This window comes from Sorangium sp. So ce176 (assembly GCF_051519835.1).
In the GTDB taxonomy this organism is placed as follows: domain Bacteria; phylum Myxococcota_A; class Polyangia; order Polyangiales; family Polyangiaceae; genus Sorangium; species Sorangium cellulosum_G.
Genome location: NZ_CP150371.1, coordinates 8,441,952 through 8,463,941, shown reverse-complemented (window position 1 = coordinate 8,463,941; position 21,990 = coordinate 8,441,952). Strand labels below are relative to the sequence as shown.

The window sequence follows — 21,990 nt, the reverse complement described above, 5'->3', positions numbered from 1 at the left end:
CCCCCGCGCCGCGGCGCGCTGCGGCCCCGCCTGGGCGCCGCGATCGCCGCCACCCGCGCCCGTCCTCACGGGTCCGAAAACCGCCAGAGGCGCGGCGGCGATCGCGCTACGACGCTCTGCATGCGGCTCGACGAGGACGCCTGCTATCGCGCGCTCGAGACCCGCGACCTTCGCTTCGACGGTCGCTTCTTCACGGGTGTGCTGTCCACGGGCATCTACTGCCGCCCGATCTGCCCGGCGCGGACGCCGAAGCGGGAGCGCTGCGTCTTCTTCCCCTCGGCGGCCGCCGCGCAGGAGGCCGGCTACCGCCCGTGCCTGCGCTGCCGCCCCGAGGCCGCGCCAGGGACGCCCGCGTGGCTCGGCACGTCGGCGGTCGTCTCGAGGGCGCTCCGGCTCATCGCGGAGGGCGCGCTGGACGACGCGGACGCCCCGGCGCTCGCGGCGCGGCTCGGCGTGGGCGAGCGCCACCTCCGGCGGCTCTTCCTGCGGCACGTCGGCGCTTCCCCGCTGGCGGTGGCGCAGACGCGGCGTCTGCTCTTCGCGAAGAAGCTCCTCGACGAGACAGCGCTCTCGATGACCGAGGTGGCGCTCTCGTCGGGGTTCTCGAGCGTCCGCCGCTTCAACGACGCGATCCGCGCCACCTACGCGCGGACGCCTCGCGAGCTGCGCCAGGCCGCGTCGCGGCGGGGCGGGGGCGCGGCGCAGGCCGACGGCGCGCCGGACATCGCGCTGCGCCTCCCGTTCCGGCCGCCGCTCGACTGGGGCGCGCTCGCGGGCTTCCTCGGGGCGCGCGCGATCCCCGGCGTGGAGTCCGCGGGCCCCGGCGTGTATCGCCGCGCGGTGCGCGTGGCCGGCGGGCACGGCGTCGTCGAGGTGCGCCCGGTGCCCGGCGAGCCTTGCCTCCTCGCGCGGCTGCGGTTGCCCGGCACCGAGGGGCTGATCCACTGCGCCGAGCGCCTGCGGCGGCTCTTCGACCTCGGGGCGGATCCCGACGCGATCGCGGCGCACCTCGGGGCCGACCCGCGGCTCGCCCCGCTCGTTGCGGCGGCGCCCGGCGTGCGCGTGCCGGGCGCGTGGGACGGCTTCGAGCTCGCGGTGCGGGCGATCCTCGGCCAGCAGGTGAGCGTGCGCGCCGCGACGCAGCTCGCCGGCCGGCTTGTCGCGCGCCACGGCGAGCCGCTCTCGCTGCGCGGCGCCCCGCTGCCCGAGGGCGGCGGCGAGGGGCTCCGCTTCGTCTTCCCGACGCCTGAGGCGCTCGCCGCGGCCGACCTGACGGACCTCGGCCTGCCGCGGGCGCGGGCGGCGGCGATCACCGCCCTGGCGGCGCGCGTGGCGCGCGGCGAGGTCGCGCTCGACGCCTCGCGCGGCCTGGAGGAGACGGTGCGCGCGCTCGCCGGTCTGCCCGGCATCGGCGAGTGGACAGCGCACTACATCGCGATGCGCGCGCTGCGCGAGCCGGACGCGTTTCCGGCCACGGATCTCGCCCTGCGGCGCGCGCTCGGCGGCGTCTCCGGCGCGGATCTCCTGGCGATGGCGGAGGCGTGGCGCCCGTGGCGCGCCTACGCCGCGGTGCTCTTGTGGACGGCGGACGCGCAGGCAGCGCGGCCCGCGCAGAGGGAGGTGTCGCGTGGAGCTCTCGCTGGATGAGGTCGAGTCGCCGATGGGGATCCTGCTGCTGGCCGCTGGGGGCGGCGCGCTCCACGGCCTCGATTTCGCGGACTGCGCCCCGCGTTTCCGCCGCTCGCTCGAGGCGCGGTATGGCGCCGTCGCGCTCCGCGCCGCCGCGGACCCCTCGGGCTTCTCCAGCCGGCTGAGGGCGTATCTCGGCGGCGACCACGGCGCGCTCGCGGGCATCCCCGTCGAGCCCGGCGGCACGCCGTTCCAGCGCCGCGTCTGGGCGGAGGTTCAGCGAATTTCTCCTGGAATGACGAGGACTTACGGCGATGTCGCCGCGTCGCTCGGAAAGCCGTCCGCGTCCCGCGCCGTCGGCCTGGCGAACGGCCGGAATCCGGTCTGTCTGGTGATCCCGTGCCATCGCGTCGTCGGGTCCAACGGGGAGCTCACGGGCTATTCCGCCGGCCTCGATCGGAAGCGCTGGCTGCTCGCGCACGAGGCCGGCGCGCGCAGCGGCTCCCCGGAGCGCCCCGGCGGCGCGCACGGGCAGCCGCAGGGAGAGCGCCGGGGGGCTGAGCGATCGTGAGACGAGACAAGGACATCGCCGTGAATCGGATGATCCTTGGACTCATGATCTGAAGAGATCGAGCCACCTCTGGTGTGTCGAGGATAGACCTCTCGCCGAAACTCCCCTGCTTCTGCGCACAGCCTACTTCTTCACCCCGAACAGCGCCGCGATCGTCGGATAGTCGCTGTCCTCCACGGCCCCCTGGATCACGCACGTCACCTGCCCGCTCGGCGCCGCGATCGCGTGGATCGGCAGCTCGGTCGTCTCCTTCACGCCGAGCGCCCGCAGCCACCCCGTCCGCTGGGGCCCTTCGGGGAGCCAGTACGACGCGCGCACCCCGGTGCCCGGCTGCGCCTCCAGGAACCGCGAGAGCTGCCGCTCGTCGTCGTCGATCGAGATGAACGCCAGGTCGATCATCACGCCGGCCGCACGGAGCTTCTGCTGCCACCCGAGCAGCCGCGGCATCTCCTCCAGGCACGGCTTGCACCACGCCGCCCAGAAATTCACCCACACCCACTTGCCGACGCCGAACCCGATGTTCGCCGGCGGCGCGTCCGCGCCGTTGGCGGCCACCGCCGTCAGCCCCCCCGACGAGGGCGCCGGCCGCGGCGACTGCCCCGCGCACAGGAGCCGCGGCGCTGCCGGCGCCGCCCCCGTCGCTGTCGCCGCGGTGCTCGCGGTCGCCGCGACGACCGGCGCCGTCACCGCGTTGCTCCGCCCCTGGCCGGGCGTCGGGGGCGGCGGCAGATCCGCCCTCTTCTCCTGATCGCACCCGCCCGCGAGCCCCGCGGCCAAGGCCAGGGCGACGAGGGCGCCGCGGACAGACCCGCTCCTCTTCACAGCTGGCAGTCCACCCAGGAGACGAACGCGCTCCGGTTGATGGCCTCTGCCGTACATGCCTTGTTCTTCCGCGAGACGTTCCATTGGCAGTATTCCGCCCCGAGCTGGGCGAACTCGTTCCCGAGCCACAGCATCCCGACCTTCTTGTCCAGGTCCTGCTCCTTCGTCGTGTCCGCGATGTCGAAGAGCACGCTGTTCGCGCGCTTGTGCGACAGGGTCCGGTTGAACTCCGGCGTCCCCGTCTTCGACGCCCGCGCGACGATGAAGAAGTAGCGCGCCCCGCGCCGATCGAGCCACATCTCCTCGATCATCTTCTTCGCGTCGTCGTCGAGCTTCTCCGAGCCGTCGTCGAACATCACGACCCCCCCGCGCTGCTTCAGCGGCGTGAAGAGCGCGTTGAAGTCGTCGTCGCTGATCGACGCGAGCGTCTTCACGTCGGCCGGCTGGCACCCGCGCCGCGCCTCGGCGCCGACCAGGCCGCACGCGTTGAGCACCCGCTGCAGCACCGTCTTGAACGCCGGCGTGCAGTACGGCGCCTCCGCGTCGTTGGCGATCGCCACGGCCGGCCGCACCGCCGCGGCCACCCCCGTCTTCAGGCGCGCCGACGCGGCCTGCACCTGCCCGTGCACCGTCACGCCGGACGCGACAAGCATCGCGCAACCGGCCACGATCCCGATGATCCCTGCGCCTCTCATGACCACCTCACCTCGTCCGGAGGGCCGGCGCGAGCTGCCGTATCGAATACGACAGCCCGATGTCGGTGTCCTCGTCGCACAGCCGCGTCGTCCCCAGGAACATCTGGGGCGTCGAGACCGGGAGCTTGTTGTCCACGATGTAGCGGAGCATCCGGTTCAGCCGCAGCGCCGTCTCCTTCGAGTCCATGCACACGTCGAGCCCCGGCCAGCGCTGCCGGATCGCCGCCTGCACGTTGGCGGCCCCCGCCGCCGCCTTCGCGCCCTCCAGCAGCTCCTCCTGGTTGTCGTAGGCCCACTCGAGCACATCCATGGCCCGGTGATCGCTGCACATGATCGCCTTGGAGAGCAGGCACGCGCCCGGGTGCACCGGCCGGTCGAGCATCCAGTTGCAGTCGCTGTCCAGCGGGAAGAGCACCAGCGTCACGTCGAGCTTGTCGAACACGCCCTCGGAGACGAGCCGCTGGTGGAACGCCTTGCACGTCGGGCAGAGCGGATCGACGAAGATCGTCGCCGGCTGCACCGCGCCCGCGTGCTTCACGTGGAGCAGCGCGCCGTTCGGCTCGGTCGGCTTCTCCAGCTTGCCGCAGCCGGTCAGGTAGCTCGCGTAGCTCGGCAGCGCGCTCGCGTAGAGCAGCGCCGGCGTCACCGTGCACACGGCGAGCGCGACGAGCCACCCCGGCAGGAGCAGCTTCGAGCCCATGCGGCGCGCGGGCGCGGCGCCCGGCCCGACCGGCCCGTCGACAGCGCCGAGGGGCGCCATGGGCACCGTGGGCCCCACCGGCGCCGAGCCGGCGCGCGGCGCCGCGCTGGACCAGGCCGCGGCGCGCGCCTGCCGGCGGTCCTCGAGGAACGCCCAGACGCCGCCGGCCGCGAGCAGCGCCGACGAGACGTACATGCCGACGCACGTCTTGCAGAACACCCCGAGGCGCACCGCCGAGATGATCGCCATCATGATCGACACGGCGAGCGGCGTCAGCCCGGCGGCGAAGAGGAAATGCGCCGCGCGCCGCGGCGCGTGCTGGCCCGAGAGCAGCACGTAGAGCGCGAACGCCGCGAAGAACGCGAACGCGCCCAGCGCGAACAGCGAGATCGGGATACCGCCCCAGAAGTCCTCGCGGAACAGGGCCGAGTAGGGGCTGTACATCGCCACGCGGCAAGCCGTGTCGGCGCCCTCCTGCGCGCTCAGCCCGGGGATGAAGCTGCAGTGCAGGTCGTGGACCTGCCGGTCGAGGTGCCGGATGTAGTCGAACGTCGACGAGGCGCTGAACGCCAGGCCCAGCAGCGACCCGCTGAGCGCGAGCGCCGCAGGCCAGCGAGGGTTACGGCTGCCTGACATGGCGCATGTCGTTACGCGAGGGCAGGCAACGCGTCAAATAGGACGCCTTCGCGGTCAGGCATCCCCCGAGGCGCGATCGCGCCTCGTCGCGGACCCCGCCGCGAGACGCATCGCGTTGAGCCCGCGGGCTCATCGGCCCGCCGCGCGCTCCTCGGCGAGGAGCAGCGTCGTCGAGAACCGCCCGTTGGGCTCGATCCATTGCTTGAAACAGCGGAAGCCCGCGCGCTCCCCCATGCGCACAACGCCGTCCGGCTCGTACTTGTACGAGCTCTCTGTCCAGATGGATTCCCCCTCCTCGAAGGCGAACTCGATGCCGAGCGCGCCCACGCGGACCGCCTGCCGCCTGCGGCTGACGAGGTGCATCTCGACGCGCGCGCTCTGCGCGTTCCACGCGGCGCGGTGATCGAACGAGCGCAGGTCGAACGTCCCGCCGAGCTCCCGGTTGATGCGCGCGAGCAGGTTCTTGTTGAAGGCGGCCGTGACGCCGAGCGGATCGTCGTACGCGAGCGCGAGGTCGGCGGCGGGCTTCACGAGGTCGGCGCCGAGCAGCAGCCCGTCCCCGGGGCGGAGCGAGGCGCGCAGGGTCGCGAGGAACGCCGCCGCGGCCTCCGGGTCCAGGTTGCCGATGTTCGAGCCGAGGAACAGCACGAGGACCGCGCCCCCGTCGCCCGCCCCCGGCGTCCGCCGCGCCGTCGCGAGGGCCAGGCCTTCCTCGTACCGCGCCCGGTGCGCCGACGTCTCCACGCGCGGCAGGCGGCCCAGGGTCCGGCGCGAGAGATCGAGCGCCGTCTCCGACACGTCGACGAGGTGGACGCCGAGGCGCGGGATCCGCTTGCAGAGCGGCGCCGCCAGCAGGGCGAGCTTCTCCCCGCAGCCGCAGCCGAGCTCGACGATCGACGTGCCCTCCCCGAACGGCGCGACCATCTCCTCGGCGTGCCGCTCGAGCAGCGCCCGCTCCGCGCGCGTCAGCGGATACCACGGGAGCTGACAGATCGCCTCGAACAGGTGCGAGCCGAGCGCATCGTAAAAATACTCCGGCGAGAGGTGCTTGGGCGACGCGCTCAGGCCCGCCCTCACATCGTCCATGAAGCGATCGAGGAATTCTGTCCTGTGCATCACAGAAACTTAGCCTCAGACCCGCGATGACGCCTTGAAATCAGTGGAGCACCAATGATTTCGGGCACGTCGCGCGCATTCCGATGATCCTCTGTTTTTTCTCGCGGGGCGGGCGACCCGTTGCCCGCGCGATTCACCGCTGCTAGGAGCGCTCCCGGGGGGATCCGGGACCAGAGCCACACCGATGACGACCCCTGCACCCGGCGCTGCGAGCGGCGCGCCCCACCCTGTGAAGCTCGGCCCGTTCGACGCCGAGTTCCTCGCGGACTTGCCTTACGACCCCTCGGTGCTCTTCTTCGACGAGCTCCTGGAGGTGGACGCCGCGCGGAGCCTCGTGCGCTGCCGCATGCCGACGGACAGGCCGATGCCGCTGGTCGACGCGCAGCGGGCGCACCCGCTGCTGCACCCGCGCCACGTGGCCGGCGCGATCCTGGTGCACGCGACGGGGATGCTCGGCTTCGTGCACGCCTACCACCTGCTCGGCCTGCGGCACCGCGCGGGGTGGATCGGTTATGGCACCAACATCCACCGGGTGGTCTTTCGCAAGCTCGTCCAGCCGGGCGCGCCCATCGAGGCGACGTGCGTGGCGACGCGCTCGCGGCTCGGTGTGAAGCGGCACATGATCCGTTATGAGTTCGAGTTCCGTCACGAAGGCAGCGTCTGCTACGAGGGTGATCAGACGGCCGTGTGGATGCGCGTGCAGGACGTTCCAGCCATGGATTCCAGGACCGAGCTCGAGGAGAGCGAGCGATCCCTCGCTTGACCCGCGCGTCAGGCTCGTCTACCGGCCGTCCCATGCCTGATTTCGATGCGGGATCGATCGTCCCGTCCACACGCGATCTTCTCCAGGTGATCTCCACCCGCAGAAAGAGCATGGCCCTTGTCGGGCTCGTTGGCTCGGAGGCGCCGGCGGAAGATGCGGCGCGGCTGCATGAGCTCAACATCTCGGCGCTCGCGTTCGCCGAGGCGGGGCCTGCCCTGCAGGGGGCCGCGCGCGCGACGAAGACCGTGCCGTCGCTCTGCCTGTCGACGGTGAGCGATCGCGAAGGCGCGCTCGCGGCCCGCTACCACGGGGCGGACGGCGTCTGCATCGACGCGCTCCTGCCGCTCGACGAGTGGGACCGCCTCGCCAAGGGGGCGAGGACGATGCGCATGCTGCCGCTCGCGCTGGCCGAGAGCCCGGAGGGGGCCGAGGCCGCGGCGAAGGTCGGCGCGCGCGCGGTCCTGGTCCGGGGCGACTCGGCCGAGGCGGTGATCGCCAGCGTGGCGTCGCTCCCGAAGACGCTCACGGTGGTCGCCGAGGTGCGCTCGGCCGACGCCGACGCGCTCCGCCGGCTCGTGGGTCATGTCGACGCGGCGATCGTCCCGCCGGCGGTCCACACCTCGCCCCAGTTCCCGGCGCTCGTCGCCGAGGTCGATCCCTAGCGCGCGGCGGACGGCGGCGGCGGCGGCGCGCTGACGAGACGGGAGCGATGGCCGGCGAAATGTCGCGCCGCCCCTCGACGGCCCGGGCTTCCGCGTCCACGATCCGGCCCCGATGGACCCGACCCATGAACTGGACGAGGAGCGGCGTGCGCTCCGCGAAGGAGCGCTCGTGCAGGCCATGCCCGAGCTCGGGACGCTGATCGTCACCGGATCGGACCGACAGAGCTGGTTGAACGGCCTGGTGACCTGCGATCTCGCGCCGCAGAAGCCGCTGCCCGCCGGGGCGAAGGCCGCCCCGCCCGCGGGCGGGGCGTACGGGCTCAACGTGGTGAAGACGGGGAAGATCTTCGCCGAGGTGTGGATCGTTGTCGCGGCCGATCGCATCTACGTGGGCGCGCTGCGCGACCGGATCGAGCGGCTCCGCGAGAGCTTCGAGCGCTACCTCATCATGGAGGACGCCGAGCTCCAGGACGCCTCCGACGAGCACGCCTGGGTCTTCGCCCACGGCCCGCGAGCCGCCGATCTCGCGGCGGCCGGGCGCGCGGCCGGCGCGGAGGCCGCGATCGTGGACTGGACCGGCCTCGGGGGCGCGCTGTTCGTGGCGCCGCGGACGGCCGAGGGCGCTGTCGTCGCGGCGCTCCTCGCCCCGGCCGACGCGGGCCCCCTCCAGCCCACGACCGCAGCGGCGTGGGAGGTGCTCCGGGTCGAGAACAACGTCCCGCGGTTCGGCGTCGACTTCGACGAGCAGAACTTCCCGCAGGAGGCCTCGCTGGAGGAGCGCGCTGTCTCGTTCACCAAGGGCTGCTACCTGGGGCAGGAGACGGTGTTCATGCTCCAGATGCGCGGCCACGCCAAGAAGCGGCTCGTGCAGCTCTCCGTCGAGGGGGAGGGCGAGCTGCCCGCGGGCGCGGCGATCGCGCTGCCCGACGGCGCGGCCGTCGGCGAGGTCACGAGCCAGGTCGGGGATCCGCGCGGGCAGCGGGTGATCGCGCTGGGCTATGTGAAGTACAAGCACGCCGTCCAGGGCACGGCGCTCCAGGTCGCCGGCCGGTCGGCCGAGATCAAGCGCGCCCCGAGCCCGGCGCCTTCGTCGAGCGGCGCCGCGCCGCGGCGATGAGCGCTGCGCTGGAGGGGCGCATTCCGTCACGCCGGACGAACTTCCCACCTCGCTCGAGCCGATTCCCCTCCAGAGCGACTCCGACTCTCCGGAGGGACTTCGACTCTGGCGTGGCGAGGGATCTCAGGGGAAGATCTCCCGCTCCCCGTACACCGCCGCGAGCCGCTGCAGCGCCACCGCGTACGCCGCGAGCCGCAGCGTGCACTTCTTCTGCCGCGCCGTCTCGGCCACCTCGCGGTAGGCCCGCTTCATCGCCTTCTCGAGCCGGGCGTCGACCTCCTCGAGCGTCCACGTCTCCGAGCGCTTGTTCTGCACCCACTCGTAGTAGCTCACCGTCACGCCGCCCGAGTTGGCGAGGACGTCCGGCAGGATGTCGATCCCGCGCTCCAGGAGGACCTTCTCGCCCTCGGGCGTGCACGGCCCGTTCGCGCCCTCGGCCACGAGCCGCACCTGGAGCGAGCTCGCCTCCTCGACGCCGATCTGGTTCTCCAGGGCCGCCGGGATGAAGATGTCCGCCTTGAGCCGGAAGAACTCCTCGCGGCTGATCGGCTTGCCCGCCGGATAGCCCGCGATCGAGCGGTGCTTCCTCACGTAGTCCTGCAGCTTGTGCGGGTTGAACCCCTCCGGGTTGTACAGATACCCGGTGTGGTCGCCGACAGCGACCGTCGAGGCGCCGAGCTTCGACAGGAGCACGGCCGTGTTCGAGCCGACGTTGCCGAACCCCTGCACGAGCAGCGTCGAGCCGCCGAGGTTCACGTCGTTGTCCTCGGCCCACTCCGTGATGCAATGGACGACCCCTTGCCCCGTGGCCTTCTCGCGGCCGTACGTGCCGCCGGACGCCACAGGCTTGCCCGTCACGACGCCCTTCACCGCCTGCTTGAAGAGCTGGCCGACGGTGTTCATGTACGTGTCCATGGCCCACGCCATCGTCTTCGCGTCCGTGCCGACGTCGGGCGCCGGGATGTCCGTCTCCGGGCCGATGTTCGAGCCGAGCGCATGGAAGAACCGGCGCGTGATCCGCTGGAGCTCGGCGCGCGACACCTCGTTCGGGTTGAACTTGATGCCTCCCTTGCCGCCGCCGAGCGGCAGGTTCATGAGCGCGCACTTCCACGTCATCATCGCGGCCAGCGCCTTGAGATCGTCGAGCGACACCGACTCGTGGTAACGAACACCCCCCTTGAACGGCCCGAGGAGGTTGTTGTGCTGGATCCGGTAGCCCTTGAAGAGCCGGATGCTGCCGTCATCCATCCGCACCGGGAAATTGACGATGATCTCGTTCTTCGGCTGGCTCAAGATCGTGGTGATGTAACCCGGCACCTCGATCAGGCGGGCAGCCTCGTCGAGGTAACCCTGGACGACTTTGAAGAACTCGTACTTGGGCTTCTGACCCGGTGCCGGCGGGTTGCTCACCGGCGGAGTCGTGGACTTGGCACTGAATTGATCTTCCATGGCTCTGTAACTTTCTAGTGCCCGCCCTCCACCGATTCAATGGCGGGGGCGCTTTCACGCGCTGCGTTATGATATGTCCGGAGAGTCGGGGCACTGCGTCAGGCCGGGAATACGCGATGCGGCGCCGCGTTAACGGCGGCTGGACCGCATCGCGGGGCGCGGACGCGGCGGGCGCGGCGCTGGAGGCCGCTGCGCCGCGCGGCGCGCGGTGTCGTTCAGGTCCTCGCCCACAGGACATACAGATACGTGATCGTCCCGGTGACGAGCAGGGCGTCGACGCGGTCGAGGATGCCGCCGTGGCCGGGCACGATCCCGCCAGAGTCCTTGATCCCGAAGGAACGCTTGAACAACGACTCGCCGAGGTCGCCCGCCTGCCCGAGGCCGCCCGCGACGATGGCGAGCGCGAGCGCGTCGACGAGCGGCAGCGACCGCAGGAACCAGAAGTGCGCGATCAGCGCGCCGAGCACCGCGAAGAGCAGGCCGCCCAGGGCGCCCTCGACGGTCTTCTTCGGGCTCACCGCCTCGTAGAGCTTGCGCCGGCCGAGGAAGCGGCCGGCGAAGTAGGCGCCCGTGTCGGAGAACCAGGAGAGCAGCAGCGCCAGCACCACGAAGGAGGGGCCGTCGGCGCCGGCGTCGCGCCGGAGCAGCGCCAGCGCGCCGAGCCCGCCGCCCACGTAGAGCGGGCCGAACGTCATCGCCAGCACGCGCAGGGCCGCTGTGCGCATCTCCCCGAGCCGCACCAGCGTGACGAGCATCGCGACGAACGGGAGCAGGAAGATCAGCGAGAGGAGCGCGCCCGGCGAGCTGCTGTAGCGCCAGATCACGCCGACGACGCCGAGGGTGAGCGCGGCGCCGACGAACCGCGAGGCGCGATCGTCCGCGTGCGTCATCGCGAAGAGCTCGAGCGCGCCGACGACCGAGGCGACGGCGACGAGCGCCGCCCACCCCCAGGCGGGGCCGAGGTAGAGCAGCGAGAGGAGGAGGGGCGCGGCCACGATCGCGGTCATGACCCGCATCGCGAGGTTGGAAGCAGCCAAGCGTCAGACTCCCGTCCGGAAACCGTTGTGAGAGGCGAGCTCGCGCGCGCGCCACGGCCGGCCGACGTCGCGCGCGCCGACCGGCTCGCCCCCGCCGCCGCCCCCGCCCTGCGCCCCGCGCGCGGGCCCGGCGGCGCCGTCGCGCTGCGGCTCGGTGGCGCTGTCGCGCTGCTGGTAGGTCGCGATCGCCGCGAAGAGATCGTCCTCGGTGAAGTCCGGCCACAGCCGCTCGGTGAACGACAGCTCGGCGTACGCGGCGCCGTAGAGCAGGAAGTTCGAGAGCCGCTGCTCGCCGCCGGTGCGGATGATGAGATCCGGCTCGCCCACGCTCAGGCTCGGCAGCCGCGCGGCGAGCAGCGCGCCGTCGATCGCCTCCGGATCGAGCCGGCCGGCGACCGCCTCCATCGCGAGCTCGCGCGCCGCGGCGGCGATCTCCTCGCGCGCCCCGTAGGACAGCGCCAGCGCCAGCGTCATCCTCATGTTGGCGGAGGACGCCTTGCGGAGCGGGTCGAGCACCTCGCGCACGAACTCGGGGAGCCGGCTGATGTCGCCGATCGCGACCAGGCGGATGTCGTTCTCGAGGATCTCGCCGCGCTCGCTCATCAGGAACTCCCGCAGGAGCCCCATGAGCGCGTCGACCTCGTTGCGGGGCCGCGCCCAGTTCTGCTCGCTGAAGGCGTACAGGGTCAGCGCCTCGACGCCGAGCCTCCGGCAGACGCGCACGATCCGCCGCACGGCGGCGCTGCCGGCCTTGTGGCCGGCCTCGCGCGGCTCGCCGCGCAGCTCGGCCCAGCGGCCGTTGCCATCCATGATGATTCCGACGTGGCGCGGGAGATTTCTGGCTTCTACGAGGTTCATCGGCGGGGGGAGTTTCCCTTGTTGACTACCGACTGTCGACTGTTGAGTCTTCACGCCCATGAGCACTGGGGTTGGTCTCACGGTCACGCTGCGCGTCAGGATGGGCGCGCACGACGCACATTACGCGGGGGAGCTGTGTGACGGCGCGCGTATTCTCGCGCTCTTCGGGGACGTCGCCACCGAGCTCCTCATCCGTCTGGACGGCGACGAGGGTCTCTTCCGCGCGTACGAGGCGGTCGAGTTCCTCGCCCCGGTCCGAGCAGGCGACTTCATCGAGGCGACCGGGGTGGTCACCAAGGTCGGCGCCACGTCGCGCGCGATGGCCTTCGAGGCGCGCAAGGTCGTCGCCAGCGTCCGCGAACCCGGGGTGGCGCCCTCGGCGGCGGACGCGCTGGCCGAGCCGCTCATCGTCTGCCGGGCGCTCGGGACCTGCGTCGTCCCGAAGGAGCTCCAGCGTCGGCCGCGCCTCGTCCTGCCGGCGCTGTCGGCGCCGCCCCCGGACCACGCGCAGCTCCCGGAGCCGCGGCCGATCATCACGCCGCCGCCCCGGATCATCGTCACGCCGCCGAACAGCGCCCTCATCTTGACAGCGGCGATCGTGGGCGCCGAGACGACCCGCGCCCAGACGCCGCACCTGCCCGTCACGGCGCGCGAGCTCGCGGACGAGGCGGCGCGCTGCCGCGACGCGGGCGCGGCGGTGATCCACCTGCACGTCCGGAACCCGGACGGGTCGCCGAGCCAGTCGCGCGCGCTGTTCGCCGAGGCGATCGCGGCCATCCAGGAGACGACGGACGTCATCATCCAGACGTCGACGGGCGGCGCCGTCGGGATGAGCGTCGACGAGCGCGCTCAGCCGCTGCTCTGCAAGCCCGAGATGGCGACCCTGAACTGCGGCACGATCAACTTCGGCGACGTGATCTTCGACAACACCCGGCCGCTCATCCGGGATATGGCGGCGCGCATCCGCGCGGCGGGGAGCATCCCTGAGCTCGAGTGCTATGAGGTCGGCCATATCCACGAGGCGCTCAGCCTGTTCGCCGGGGGGCTCCTCGAGGAGCCGCTCCACTTCCAGTTCGTGCTGGGGGTGCCCGGCGGCATCGCGGCGCGAGAGGACGTGCTCCGTTTCATGATCAGCCAGATCCCGCGAGGCGCCACCTGGGGCGTGGCCGCCGTCGGCCGCCACCAGCGCCCGATGACCGAGCTCGCCATGCAGCTCGGCGGGCATGCCCGGGTGGGGCTGGAGGACAACATCTACCTGGACAAGGGCGTGCTCGCCGAGGGGAGCGCGCCGCTTGTCGCGCGCGCCGCCGCGTTCGCGCGGAGCATCGGCCGCGAGGTCGTCGATCCGGATCGCGCGCGCCAGCTCCTCGGGATCCGCCCGCGCGCCGCGGCGGCCCAGGCCGGCGCTGTCGGAGGAGGGAGCGCGCTCGCGCAGGGATGACCGACAGATCGCTCTCCAGATGGGCCGATCACCTGCGCGGCCGGCTCCCGATCGCGCTCGGCGTTGCCCTTGTCGGGGCCGCCGCGCGTCTCTCCACGCCGTCGCCGCCCCCCCGCACCGCGGACGCGATCGCCGGGATGCTCGGGGAGGCGATCGGCGGCACGGTCAGCCCGGACGACTTCGTCTGGGAGGAGCGCGGCGGGTTCTTCTCCGACGCGCTGCTGGGCCGCCGGGTGCTGTTCCTGGGCGTCGCGCGCCCGCCGGACGCGGAGGGTGCGCCGGAAGGCGCGGCGCGAGCGGCGGATGCCGAGCGCCCGGCCGACGGCGCGGCGCAGGCGGCGGATGCCGAGCGCCCGGCCGACGGCGCGGCGCAGGCGGCGGAGGCCGAGCGCGCGCCGGACGGGCGCGGCGCCGCCGACCTGTACCGCGCGCGCGTGCGGCTCACCCGCTCCGGGCGGCCGGTGAGCCTCGGCGGCGTCTGCAACCTGACCGAGACGCCCCTCGGCGACGACCGCAACCTCGTGGCCCGCGGCCGCCGCGTCGCGGTGACCACCTCGGCCTTCGGCGCCGTCCAGGGGATCACGCTGCTCGATCTCGCCGGCGACGCGCGCCCGCGATCCCTCGGCGAGCGGCTGCGCGCGGCGATCGACGGCTGGATCGAGGCCGGCAGCGTGGACGGCGCGTCGCGCACCGAGATCTGGTTCGACAGCCCGCCCGCGTCGGCGCGGCTCGACCTCGCCGACGAGGCCCTCGTGATGGCGCTCGGGCCCGAGGCGGTGCCGGCGGCGCTGAGCGCCGGCACCGGTGAGCTCGACACGGGCGGCAACGACCCGTTCGGCGCCCACGCGCACCGCGTCCCGCGCCGCGTGCCCTCGCTCGCGGCGCTCGCAGGGCCGTCCGCCGGGCGCCTGCTCGGCCCGGGGGCCGCCGCCGCGGTCGAGCGGCTCGCGCTCGCCGCGGACAGCGCGGCCTCGGGGCTCCGCGCCGAGCCCGCCGGCGCGTACCTGACGCACGGTCCGGCGTCGCCGGAGCCCGCGCCGCAGGGGTGGCCCTCGCTCTGGCCGCCGCCGCCGGTCGCGCCGGCGGTCGATCCCCCGCTGCCGGGGGAGGGGGCCTGGACGCTGGTGGCGCCGTCGCTCCCGCGCGTTCTCCCCGGGATCGAGGGCGAGCAGCGCCCGGCGAGCCCGTTTGTCGCCACGACCGTCCGCCCCGACCCGGAGCGACGGGAGATGCGCGTCCACCTGCTCGCGATCGACACGCGGCACATCAAGTTCACCCTGCAGGCCGGCTTCGAGGCGCCCCGGCCCACCGTCGGCCCGCGCGGCACGGGGAAGCTCCCCGACGCGTCCACGCTCCGCGGCGCCATCGGCCTCGGCGTCCACGGGCCGCGCGATCCGGTCGCGCGGCCTGCGGACGCGGACGCGGAGGCGCTCGGCATGGTCGTCCGCGGCCGCGCGCTCGTGCCGCCGCGCGACGGCGCGGCGACGCTCGGGGTCGACGTCTCGGGCCGCCCCTATGTCGGCGCGTGGCCGTCGGCCGGCGAGCTCCAGCGCGTGCCCTGGGCGCTGTGGCAGCGCCCCGCGGCGCCGGGCGCCGGCGCGCTCCGCGGCGAGGGGCCGACGCGCTTTCCCTGGGCGCTCTGGCAGGGCCCTTCGCTCTTCGAGGCGGCGAGCGCCGCGGCCCCGCTCCCCGCCCTCGGCGCCGCGCCCGCGGCGAGCGCCCCGCGCGACGCGGCGCCCTCGCCCGGCGACGGCGACGGCCTCGTCGTCGAGCGCGCGGCGCTGTGCGTGACCGGCAGCGGCTTCGTCGTCCACGCGTGGGGCGCCGCCCTCGACGCGGCCGCGCTGAGGGCGGCGCTCGCGCGCGCCGGCTGCGTCGCCGGCGTCTCGCTGGGCACGGCGCCGGACCCGCTCGGGGTCGCCTTCCTGAGCGCCCAGCAGGACGGCAGCCTGACCGCCGAGCGCCTCGCGCCCGCGATGTCGATCGCGCCCCCGGCGCACGTCGCGTCCGCCGCCCCGGGCCCCTTCCTCTATCTCGAGTCGCGCTCGACGGACGGCCCGCCGCCGCCCGACCTGTCGCTCCCGGGCGAGCGCGTGGACTGGGCCCAGGACGGCGGCGCGCAGCCGCCCCCCGCGTGGAGCCCGGCCGTGTTCGCCGCGAGCGCCGTGCACCTCGGCGCGCAGGTCCGCGTGCACGCCTTCGCGCCCGACCGGTTCCTGTTCCGCCTCCGCGCCGGCTCGCGCGAGATCTCGCCGCGGACAGCGCCGAAGCTCGCCGCCGAGGTGCCCGGGGACGAGCGGCAGCAGGTGCTGGCGGCGATCGGCGTCGGCACCGGCCGGCGGCGCGGCCCGCGCGGGCTCGCCGTGGGCGGCACGATCGGCCTCCGCTTCCGGGGTGAGGGGGGCCTGCTGCTGGTCCGCCGCGGCCGCGTCGAGATCCGCCCGGCCGGCGGCGTCGAGCTCGCGCCGGACATGGACGCCACCGAGCTGCCGCTCACCGCCGACGACGGCAGGCTGCGGCCGGAGGCGCGCGAGATCGGCACCATGCGCCGGCGCGGCGCTGCCTGCGTGCTCGAGGACGGCACCCTCCTCGTGGCCACGACGACGTTCGACAGCGACGAGGCGACGACCGAGGCGCTGCTCGACCTCGGCTGCGCCCGCGTCGTCGCGCTCGATCGCGGCGCGCACCGCAACTCTTTCGTGCACCGGGCCTCGGGCGACCCCGCCCTGCAGCAGGCCTACGACGAGACAGCGCTCTTCGCCGTCGGCCTCGCGATGCCCGGCCGGGCGCGCCGGCTCACCGGCGATGTGCCCCCCTGATCGGCTGACCTGACGGCGGTCAGGCGTGCGACAGCATGCCGCGCAGCATCCCGAGCGCGCGCGTGTGGAGCTGCGACACGCGCGGCTCGCCGACCCCGAGCTCCGCGCCGATGTCCTTCAGCTTCGCGCCCTCGAAGTAGTACATGCCGATCACGCGCCGCTCCCGCTCGGGGAGCTTGGCGATCGCGAAGGCCAGCGCCTGCCGGGTCGCCTGCGCCGAGATCGCCTCGATCGGGTCGTCGCCCCCGGCCATGTGCGCCGACTCCTCGGTGGGCGTCACCTCGCTGAGGCTCACGAAGACCGTCGATCCGCAGACCCCGCTGGCGGCCCCGGCGGCCTCGACCGCCTCGCGCGCCCGCCTCGAGAGCCAGTCCTGCGCGCGGAGCTCATCGACGATCGCGCCGCGGATCCGGAGCTTCGCGTAGCCGGCGAACGTCTCGCCGTCGCTCCCGCCGTTCTTGCGGAGCGAGTCGACGAGCCCGAGCATGCCCGCGCTGAGCAGGTCGTCGCGCTGCACGTTGGGCGGCAGGTGCCGCGACACCTGCCGCACCAGCTTGCGCACGAGCGGGAAGTACCCCTTCAGCACCTCGGGACGGAGCGGCTCGCGGTCCCGCGGCCCGCTCGCGCAGGCCGCGTCGGTACAGCATGGCGGGCCGCTCGCGACGTCTTCCGGCTCCGCCGCTCCCCACGTCTCCTCGACCGAACAGGCAGTCGCGGTCTCCGCAGATTCCCAGAAGTCGTTCTCGCAGCTCGGCGCGACGTCCGTCGACTCCCACGCATCGTGCGCCCGGGCCGCGGCGGGCTCCTGCGCCGGGAGGCCCTGCGCCGCATCGAGCGTCTCGAGCGCCTGGAGGCCGAGCGCCGCAGACGCCTCGATCAGCGCGCTGTCACACGTGTCGACCGGGCACGTCGTGCCCATGATGACCGGCTGGACGAACTCTTCCCCGTCACAGCACGGGGGGAGTGACCTGAGAGGAGGAAACCCCTCCCGCTGCAGTCGGGTCGATTGCTGCACGTGAGGTGGATTGGTGCCACAACTCTCGCAGCGTGCAAGCTGGAGCCGCGCAATTGTGTCTGGTGCGGATGTTCAGTGTGTGGATACTAGCCAGCGGCCTGGGCAGCTCACCTTCCACCCGGCGGAGCGGCCGGAACCGGGGTGGGTGCTCCTGAACCCAGGCTCTTCTGTGTGTCCCCGACGCTGCTCCCCGCATCCAGGTTTGTCCCCGTAGTATTCACGGGTTGCGGAGGTGTGGCGCGGGGCCCGCCTGACCCATACACCTCTTCTTCGGCCGAGAGGGGGACATCCCGCGCTGCCTCGTCGGCCCCGACAGAGCCTCTCGCGCCCTCGTAGCGCGGCGGCTCTCCAGGCCTCGAGTAATCCACCCAGTAGACCTTATCTGATCTGACGTCCAGGTGAACGAACGTCGAGTTGGGGTAATATCCCACACCCGCGTTGCGAAACCCACGGCAGAAATCGCGGACCACTGTGTTGGGCACGCCCTCGACCATGAAGTCGACGGCGCGACCGAAGTTGTGGTTGGAGTGCGGGGTGTACTGGGTAGGAGAGTAGGGTCGATAGCCGCTCACGACGCGGATCGTCCTGCCGCCGAAGTGGTCGCTCACCATGCCGATGAGCGCGGCGAGGCGCGGGTCGATCGGGATCGACGCGGTGGGCGACGCGCGCATCAGCCGGCTGAGCTTGGGGAGGGCCTTGGGGACGAGGCGCCCCTTCGGCGTGAGCAGCCGGAGCTCGAGCCGCTCGGCGCCGCGCGCCAGGCGGACCCATCCGGGGCGCTTGGGCCGCTGCTCGTAGCGCTTGCTCGGCGACATCGACCGGGAATCGGCCTTCGCGTCCCGCTTCGCCGACCCCTTGCCGCGCGGATGCGCCTCGGCGGCCCGCTCCTTCGCGCTCGCTCTGCGGCTCCGCTCCGGCGTGTCGCGCCGCGCCGCGCCCCGGCCCGACGCGGCCGGCGTGGACCGCGCGCCGGGCTTGCCCCGCTCGGGGATCACGAGGACGAGGCCCGGGTGGATCTTCTGGCCAGGCTTGAGCCCGTTCGCCTCGCGGAGCGCGTCGACGGTGATCCGGTACCGCTTCGCGATCTTGCCGAGCGTCTGGCCGGCGTAGACGGTGTGCTCGCCGTCGTCGGCGACAGCGGCGCCGGGCGCCGCGATCAGGACGAAGGCCGCGACGAGGGCGGCGAGCGCAGAGCGCAGCCGCGAGGACCGGGGGCGGGGCTCCATCGCGGCGCTGGCGTGGAGCCCGCGGAGGCCGCGGGGGGCGCGGGGGGCGCGGAAACGGGAGAAGTCCGGATGCATGAGGGGACTCTGACCTGACCTCATCCGTGCCCGACGACCGAGCCCCGGACGGTGCTACCCTGGGCTGGCGCGCGCCGGCCGGCCAACCCGGGGGCGCCGCACCGCGTATCGGGCTTCGATAGGCGGGCGGCAGGCAAGCGTAAAGCGGTTTTTTGCCCAGCGATCGGCGGTGGTGCGAAGCTTCGCTGGAAGCGACCAGATGCCATCAGCCAACAGGGGGGACGGGGCGCGCGAGCGCCGGGCAACGCGGCCAGGGCTCTCCTTTCTTCACCGTGGCGGGCGCGGACCAGGACGGACGGGATGTCGGAAGGCAAGAACTTGATCGGGGTCGACATCGGATCGAGCGCGATCAAGGTCGCTCAGATCAAGGAAGGTCGCAAAGGCTACGGCCTCGTGCGGCTCGGCTACGCGCCGCTCGCCCCGCAGGCGATCGTCGACGGCCACGTGATGAACGCGCAGGCCATCGTCGAGGCGCTCGGCCGCGCCTTCTCGGAGGCCAAGATCCGCCAGCGCGAGATCGCGCTCAGCATCAGCGGCCAGGCGGTCATCATCCGCAAGATCACGGTGCCGCTCATGACCGCCGCCGAGCTGGACGAGCAGATCCAGTGGGAGGCCGAGCAGCACATCCCCTTCGACATCAAGGACGTGCACGTCGACTACGAGGTGCTGCGCCGCCGCCCCGAGGCCGGGCAGATGGACCTCCTGCTCGTCGCCGCGAAGCGCGACGAGATCAACGACTACACCCAGATCGCCAGGACCGCGAAGCTCAAGCCCATGGTGGTCGACATCGACGCGTTCACCGTGCAGAACCTGTTCGAGGTGAACCGCGGCGTCCCGCCGGACCAGACGTTCGCCATCATCAACGTCGGCGCGAGCCTCGCGTCGATCAACATCGTGTCGCGCGGCGCGAGCGCGTTCACCCGCGACATCGGCAACGGCGGCAACTACATCACCGAGCAGATCCAGCGCAAGCTCGGCATCAGCTTCGAGCAGGCCGAGGAGTTCAAGTGCGCCAGCGTCACCTCGGGCCCGGGCGGCGTGCCCGCCCAGGTCATCGAGACCATCGAGCAGGTGTGCGACTCCATCGCCGGCGAGATCCAGCGCTCGCTCGACTTCTTCCTGGCCACGAGCGGTGAGGGCGACATGCACCGCATCTACCTGACCGGCGGCTCGTCCAACCTGCCCGCGCTGCCCGCCGCGATCGGTCGGCGCGCCCGGGTGGCCGTCGAGCTGATCCAGCCGATGGAGCGCATCACCGTGGAAGCGAAGGAAGTGAACCAGGAGCTGCTCCGGCTCCGGGCGGCGCAGTTCTGCGTCTCGCTCGGGCTCGCGATGCGCAAGGACCGGGAGAAGCGCTCGTGATCCGCGTCAACCTGCTCCCGCAGCGCGGCCGCGCCCGCGGGGCCCCGCCCCAGGCGAGCCAGCGCTGGCTGCTCATCACGCTCGGCGTCGTGATCCTCGAGATCGTCGCGCTCTTCCTCTTCCACCAGACCAAGGTCGAGGAGCTCGAGGAGCAGGCGCGGAAGAACACGGTGCTCCAGAGCCAGATCCAGGACATCCGCACGCTCGTCTCGAACCACGAGGAGATCAAGAAGTCGCTCGAGGTGCTCCGCGCGCGCGAGGACGCGATCGCGAAGCTCCAGGCGGCGCGCAGCGGGCCGACGGCGGTGCTGCTCGAGCTCGCGCAGCTCCTCACGAACGGCAAGGGCCCGACCGCCGACCCGGACAAGCTCGCGCAGCTCCGCAAGGAGAACCCGCTCGCCGTCTACAACCCGTCGTGGGACAGCCGGCGGCTGTGGCTCACGAGCTACGTCGAGTCCGAGCGCACGGTGCGCGTCGAGGGGCTCGCGCGCGACGGCACCGACGTCTACGAGCTCGCTCAGCGGCTGAAGCTGTCGTCGTACTTCTATGACGTGCAGCTATTGCCGGGGAAGAAAGAGAACGAGAAGGCGTCGCGGCTCGAGCTCGTCTCGTTCGCGCTGCAGCTCAAGGTGAGGTACTGATGGCCACGAAGCCCAACCCCGCGCAGGCCGGCTCGGCGCTCGACCGGCTGCCGCCGCTCGCCAAGGTCGGCGTCGGCGCGCTCTTCGCGGCGCTCGTCGGCATCCTGTACTTCGTCGGCTTCTACGCCGACGTGGACTCCCAGATCGAGGGCGCCGTTCAGAAGCAGCAGGTGCTCCAGGCGGAGCTCACCAAGGCGCAGGCGTCGAAGGCCGCCTACCAGAAGGACCTCGACGAGAAGACCCGGCGCGAGCAGCTCAGCCGCGAGCAGAAGAAGATCCTCCCGGACGAGTCCGAGACGCCGGCCTTCCTCTCCGCGATCCAGGGCGTCGCGACCGTCTCCGGCGTCAACCTGACGTCCTGGAGCCCCACCGAGGAGGTCCCGCAGGAGTTCTTCGCCAAGGTGCCGATGAAGCTGACGCTCAGCGGCAAGTTCCACCAGGTGGCGAAGTTCTTCCACGGGGTGGGGCAGCTCGACCGCATCATCAACCTCGAGGAGGTCCAGATCAAGCAGCCGAAGGTCGTGGGGACCGACGTCGAGGTCGAGGTGGAGTGCCTCGCGACCGCGTTCCGCGCCGTGCGCGCGGGGGAGACCCCGACGAGCGGCGTGAAGCGGCGGGGCGGCGGAGGTGTCCGGTGAGGGCCGTGCGCGCGCTCTCGCTCGCCCTCGGGGCGACAACGGCCTTCGCCCTCGCGCTCGCGGGGTGCGAGGACGAGCAGATCGTCACCTCCACCACGAAGGCCGGCGCGGGCTCGCCGCAGGCCACCGCCTCGCCGCCGCGCACCCCCGCGGCCGGCGCGTCCGCGTCCGCGGCGGCGGACGCCGGCGCGCCCGAGATGCCGCCGCTGCCGCTCCGCGAGTTCCAGGAGGCCGATTTCTCCGAGAGCGACAGGAGCCGCGACCCGTTCCGGAGCTTCGAGTCGCTCTTCGCGACGCAGGCCCGGGGGCGGGTGACGATCCAGCGGCAGGTCCTCGTGGATCGCTTCGCGCTCGACGAGCTCAAGCTGGTCGGCGTCGTCTCGCGCGCGCCCGCCCGCGCGCTGATCACCGACCCGACCGGCCTCGGGTGGGTGATCAAGGTGGGCGACTTCGTCGGCAAGGCCGAGATCGTGCACGCCGGCGGCCCCACCGGCGTCGACGTGGCCGTGAACTGGCGCGTCGACAGGATCCGCGACTCCGACGTCGTCTTCATCCGCGAGGACCCGTCGCACCCCGAGATCCCGCCGACCACGCGCGTGATCGCGCTGAGGCCGCTCGGCGACGACGACGGGTCGTTCCTCGGCAGCCCGTGAACGTCACGAATTGGGCCCACCCCGGGCACCCGAAGTAGCCTCCCGGCAGCGTGACGCGACCTCGC

At 72.9% G+C, this 21,990-nt stretch carries 20 protein-coding genes; 11 read left to right on the top strand and 9 right to left on the bottom strand.

Annotation, left to right across the window (positions count from 1 at the left end; all coding sequences use genetic code 11):
• Nucleotides 1–120: 120 nt before the first annotated feature.
• Together WMF42_RS31890 and WMF42_RS31885 are read left to right on the top strand one after the other, a co-directional pair.
• On the top strand, nucleotides 121–1,647 hold the full coding sequence (locus tag WMF42_RS31890; RefSeq protein WP_437686566.1) for an AlkA N-terminal domain-containing protein: 1,527 nt from the start codon (nucleotides 121–123) through the stop codon (nucleotides 1,645–1,647).
• On the top strand, nucleotides 1,628–2,200 hold the full coding sequence (locus tag WMF42_RS31885) for a methylated-DNA--[protein]-cysteine S-methyltransferase (protein WP_061606666.1): 573 nt from the start codon (nucleotides 1,628–1,630) through the stop codon (nucleotides 2,198–2,200). Before WMF42_RS31890 ends, WMF42_RS31885 begins: the two co-directional genes overlap by 20 nt.
• 123 nt (nucleotides 2,201–2,323) lie before the next feature.
• Here WMF42_RS31885 and WMF42_RS31880 read toward each other — a convergent pair whose 3' ends face one another.
• The 4 genes from WMF42_RS31880 to egtD all read right to left on the bottom strand — a co-directional run bounded on the left by WMF42_RS31880 (nucleotide 2,324) and on the right by egtD (nucleotide 6,169).
• Nucleotides 2,324–3,022, bottom strand: a complete 699-nt coding sequence (locus tag WMF42_RS31880; protein WP_437686564.1) for a TlpA family protein disulfide reductase — start codon at nucleotides 3,020–3,022, stop codon at nucleotides 2,324–2,326.
• A complete protein-coding gene (locus WMF42_RS31875) occupies nucleotides 3,019–3,717 on the bottom strand; it encodes an OmpA family protein (protein ID WP_061606670.1) in 699 nt (232 codons plus the stop codon). Before WMF42_RS31875 ends, WMF42_RS31880 begins: the two co-directional genes overlap by 4 nt.
• A gap of 7 nt (nucleotides 3,718–3,724) precedes the next feature.
• Nucleotides 3,725–5,053: a vitamin K epoxide reductase family protein gene (locus WMF42_RS31870; RefSeq protein WP_061606664.1), complete on the bottom strand. Its 1,329-nt coding sequence runs from the start codon at nucleotides 5,051–5,053 to the stop codon at nucleotides 3,725–3,727.
• Nucleotides 5,054–5,182: 129 nt separating this feature from the next.
• Nucleotides 5,183–6,169: an L-histidine N(alpha)-methyltransferase gene (gene egtD / locus WMF42_RS31865; protein WP_437686561.1), complete on the bottom strand. Its 987-nt coding sequence runs from the start codon at nucleotides 6,167–6,169 to the stop codon at nucleotides 5,183–5,185.
• A gap of 184 nt (nucleotides 6,170–6,353) precedes the next feature.
• On the opposite strand from egtD, the gene WMF42_RS31860 reads away from it, so the two are divergent.
• The 3 genes from WMF42_RS31860 (at nucleotide 6,354) to ygfZ (ending at nucleotide 8,711) form a co-directional block, all read left to right on the top strand.
• Nucleotides 6,354–6,932, top strand: coding sequence for a hypothetical protein (locus WMF42_RS31860; protein WP_437686559.1), 579 nt, complete (start codon nucleotides 6,354–6,356; stop codon nucleotides 6,930–6,932).
• A 32-nt stretch (nucleotides 6,933–6,964) separates the two neighbouring features.
• Nucleotides 6,965–7,594, top strand: a complete 630-nt coding sequence (locus WMF42_RS31855) for a hypothetical protein (RefSeq protein ID WP_437686558.1) — start codon at nucleotides 6,965–6,967, stop codon at nucleotides 7,592–7,594.
• 112 nt (nucleotides 7,595–7,706) lie between these two features.
• On the top strand, nucleotides 7,707–8,711 hold the full coding sequence (gene ygfZ, locus WMF42_RS31850) for a CAF17-like 4Fe-4S cluster assembly/insertion protein YgfZ (protein ID WP_437686556.1): 1,005 nt from the start codon (nucleotides 7,707–7,709) through the stop codon (nucleotides 8,709–8,711).
• Nucleotides 8,712–8,834: 123 nt separating this feature from the next.
• Here ygfZ and WMF42_RS31845 read toward each other — a convergent pair whose 3' ends face one another.
• From WMF42_RS31845 to uppS, 3 genes are all read right to left on the bottom strand, one after another.
• Complete coding sequence (locus tag WMF42_RS31845; RefSeq protein WP_434042342.1) at nucleotides 8,835–10,160, bottom strand: Glu/Leu/Phe/Val family dehydrogenase; 1,326 nt, start codon at nucleotides 10,158–10,160, stop codon at nucleotides 8,835–8,837.
• A 215-nt stretch (nucleotides 10,161–10,375) separates the two neighbouring features.
• Entirely contained in the window at nucleotides 10,376–11,197 is an 822-nt protein-coding gene (locus tag WMF42_RS31840) for a phosphatidate cytidylyltransferase (RefSeq protein WP_437686554.1), read from the bottom strand.
• 3 nt (nucleotides 11,198–11,200) lie between these two features.
• Nucleotides 11,201–12,055 (bottom strand): polyprenyl diphosphate synthase, encoded by an 855-nt coding sequence (uppS, locus tag WMF42_RS31835; protein WP_437686552.1) that lies wholly within the window; start codon nucleotides 12,053–12,055, stop codon nucleotides 11,201–11,203.
• 58 nt (nucleotides 12,056–12,113) lie between these two features.
• Between uppS and WMF42_RS31830 the strand changes: the two genes are divergently transcribed.
• Together WMF42_RS31830 and WMF42_RS31825 are read left to right on the top strand one after the other, a co-directional pair.
• Nucleotides 12,114–13,496, top strand: coding sequence for a 3-keto-5-aminohexanoate cleavage protein (locus WMF42_RS31830; RefSeq protein ID WP_437686550.1), 1,383 nt, complete (start codon nucleotides 12,114–12,116; stop codon nucleotides 13,494–13,496).
• Complete coding sequence (locus tag WMF42_RS31825; RefSeq protein ID WP_437686548.1) at nucleotides 13,493–16,315, top strand: hypothetical protein; 2,823 nt, start codon at nucleotides 13,493–13,495, stop codon at nucleotides 16,313–16,315. Before WMF42_RS31830 ends, WMF42_RS31825 begins: the two co-directional genes overlap by 4 nt.
• Before the next feature lie 19 nt (nucleotides 16,316–16,334).
• Here WMF42_RS31825 and WMF42_RS31820 read toward each other — a convergent pair whose 3' ends face one another.
• Together WMF42_RS31820 and WMF42_RS31815 are read right to left on the bottom strand one after the other, a co-directional pair.
• Entirely contained in the window at nucleotides 16,335–17,234 is a 900-nt protein-coding gene (locus WMF42_RS31820; RefSeq protein WP_437686547.1) for a sigma-70 family RNA polymerase sigma factor, read from the bottom strand.
• Nucleotides 17,235–17,437: 203 nt separating this feature from the next.
• The gene (locus WMF42_RS31815; RefSeq protein WP_061613030.1) at nucleotides 17,438–18,631 is read right to left on the bottom strand and encodes a DUF882 domain-containing protein; all 1,194 of its coding nucleotides are present in this window, start codon (nucleotides 18,629–18,631) and stop codon (nucleotides 17,438–17,440) included.
• A 300-nt stretch (nucleotides 18,632–18,931) separates the two neighbouring features.
• On the opposite strand from WMF42_RS31815, the gene pilM reads away from it, so the two are divergent.
• From pilM to WMF42_RS31795, 4 genes are read left to right on the top strand one after another with little or no spacing between them, the layout of a single operon-like run.
• Entirely contained in the window at nucleotides 18,932–19,993 is a 1,062-nt protein-coding gene (gene pilM / locus WMF42_RS31810; protein ID WP_061613029.1) for a type IV pilus assembly protein PilM, read from the top strand.
• A complete protein-coding gene (locus tag WMF42_RS31805; RefSeq protein ID WP_061613028.1) occupies nucleotides 19,990–20,634 on the top strand; it encodes a PilN domain-containing protein in 645 nt (214 codons plus the stop codon). The genes pilM and WMF42_RS31805 overlap by 4 nt, the downstream gene beginning before the upstream one ends.
• A complete protein-coding gene (locus WMF42_RS31800; protein ID WP_061613027.1) occupies nucleotides 20,634–21,272 on the top strand; it encodes a type 4a pilus biogenesis protein PilO in 639 nt (212 codons plus the stop codon). Before WMF42_RS31805 ends, WMF42_RS31800 begins: the two co-directional genes overlap by 1 nt.
• Nucleotides 21,269–21,925, top strand: coding sequence for a pilus assembly protein PilP (locus WMF42_RS31795; RefSeq protein ID WP_437686544.1), 657 nt, complete (start codon nucleotides 21,269–21,271; stop codon nucleotides 21,923–21,925). Before WMF42_RS31800 ends, WMF42_RS31795 begins: the two co-directional genes overlap by 4 nt.
• The last annotated feature ends 65 nt before the right edge of the window (nucleotides 21,926–21,990 follow it).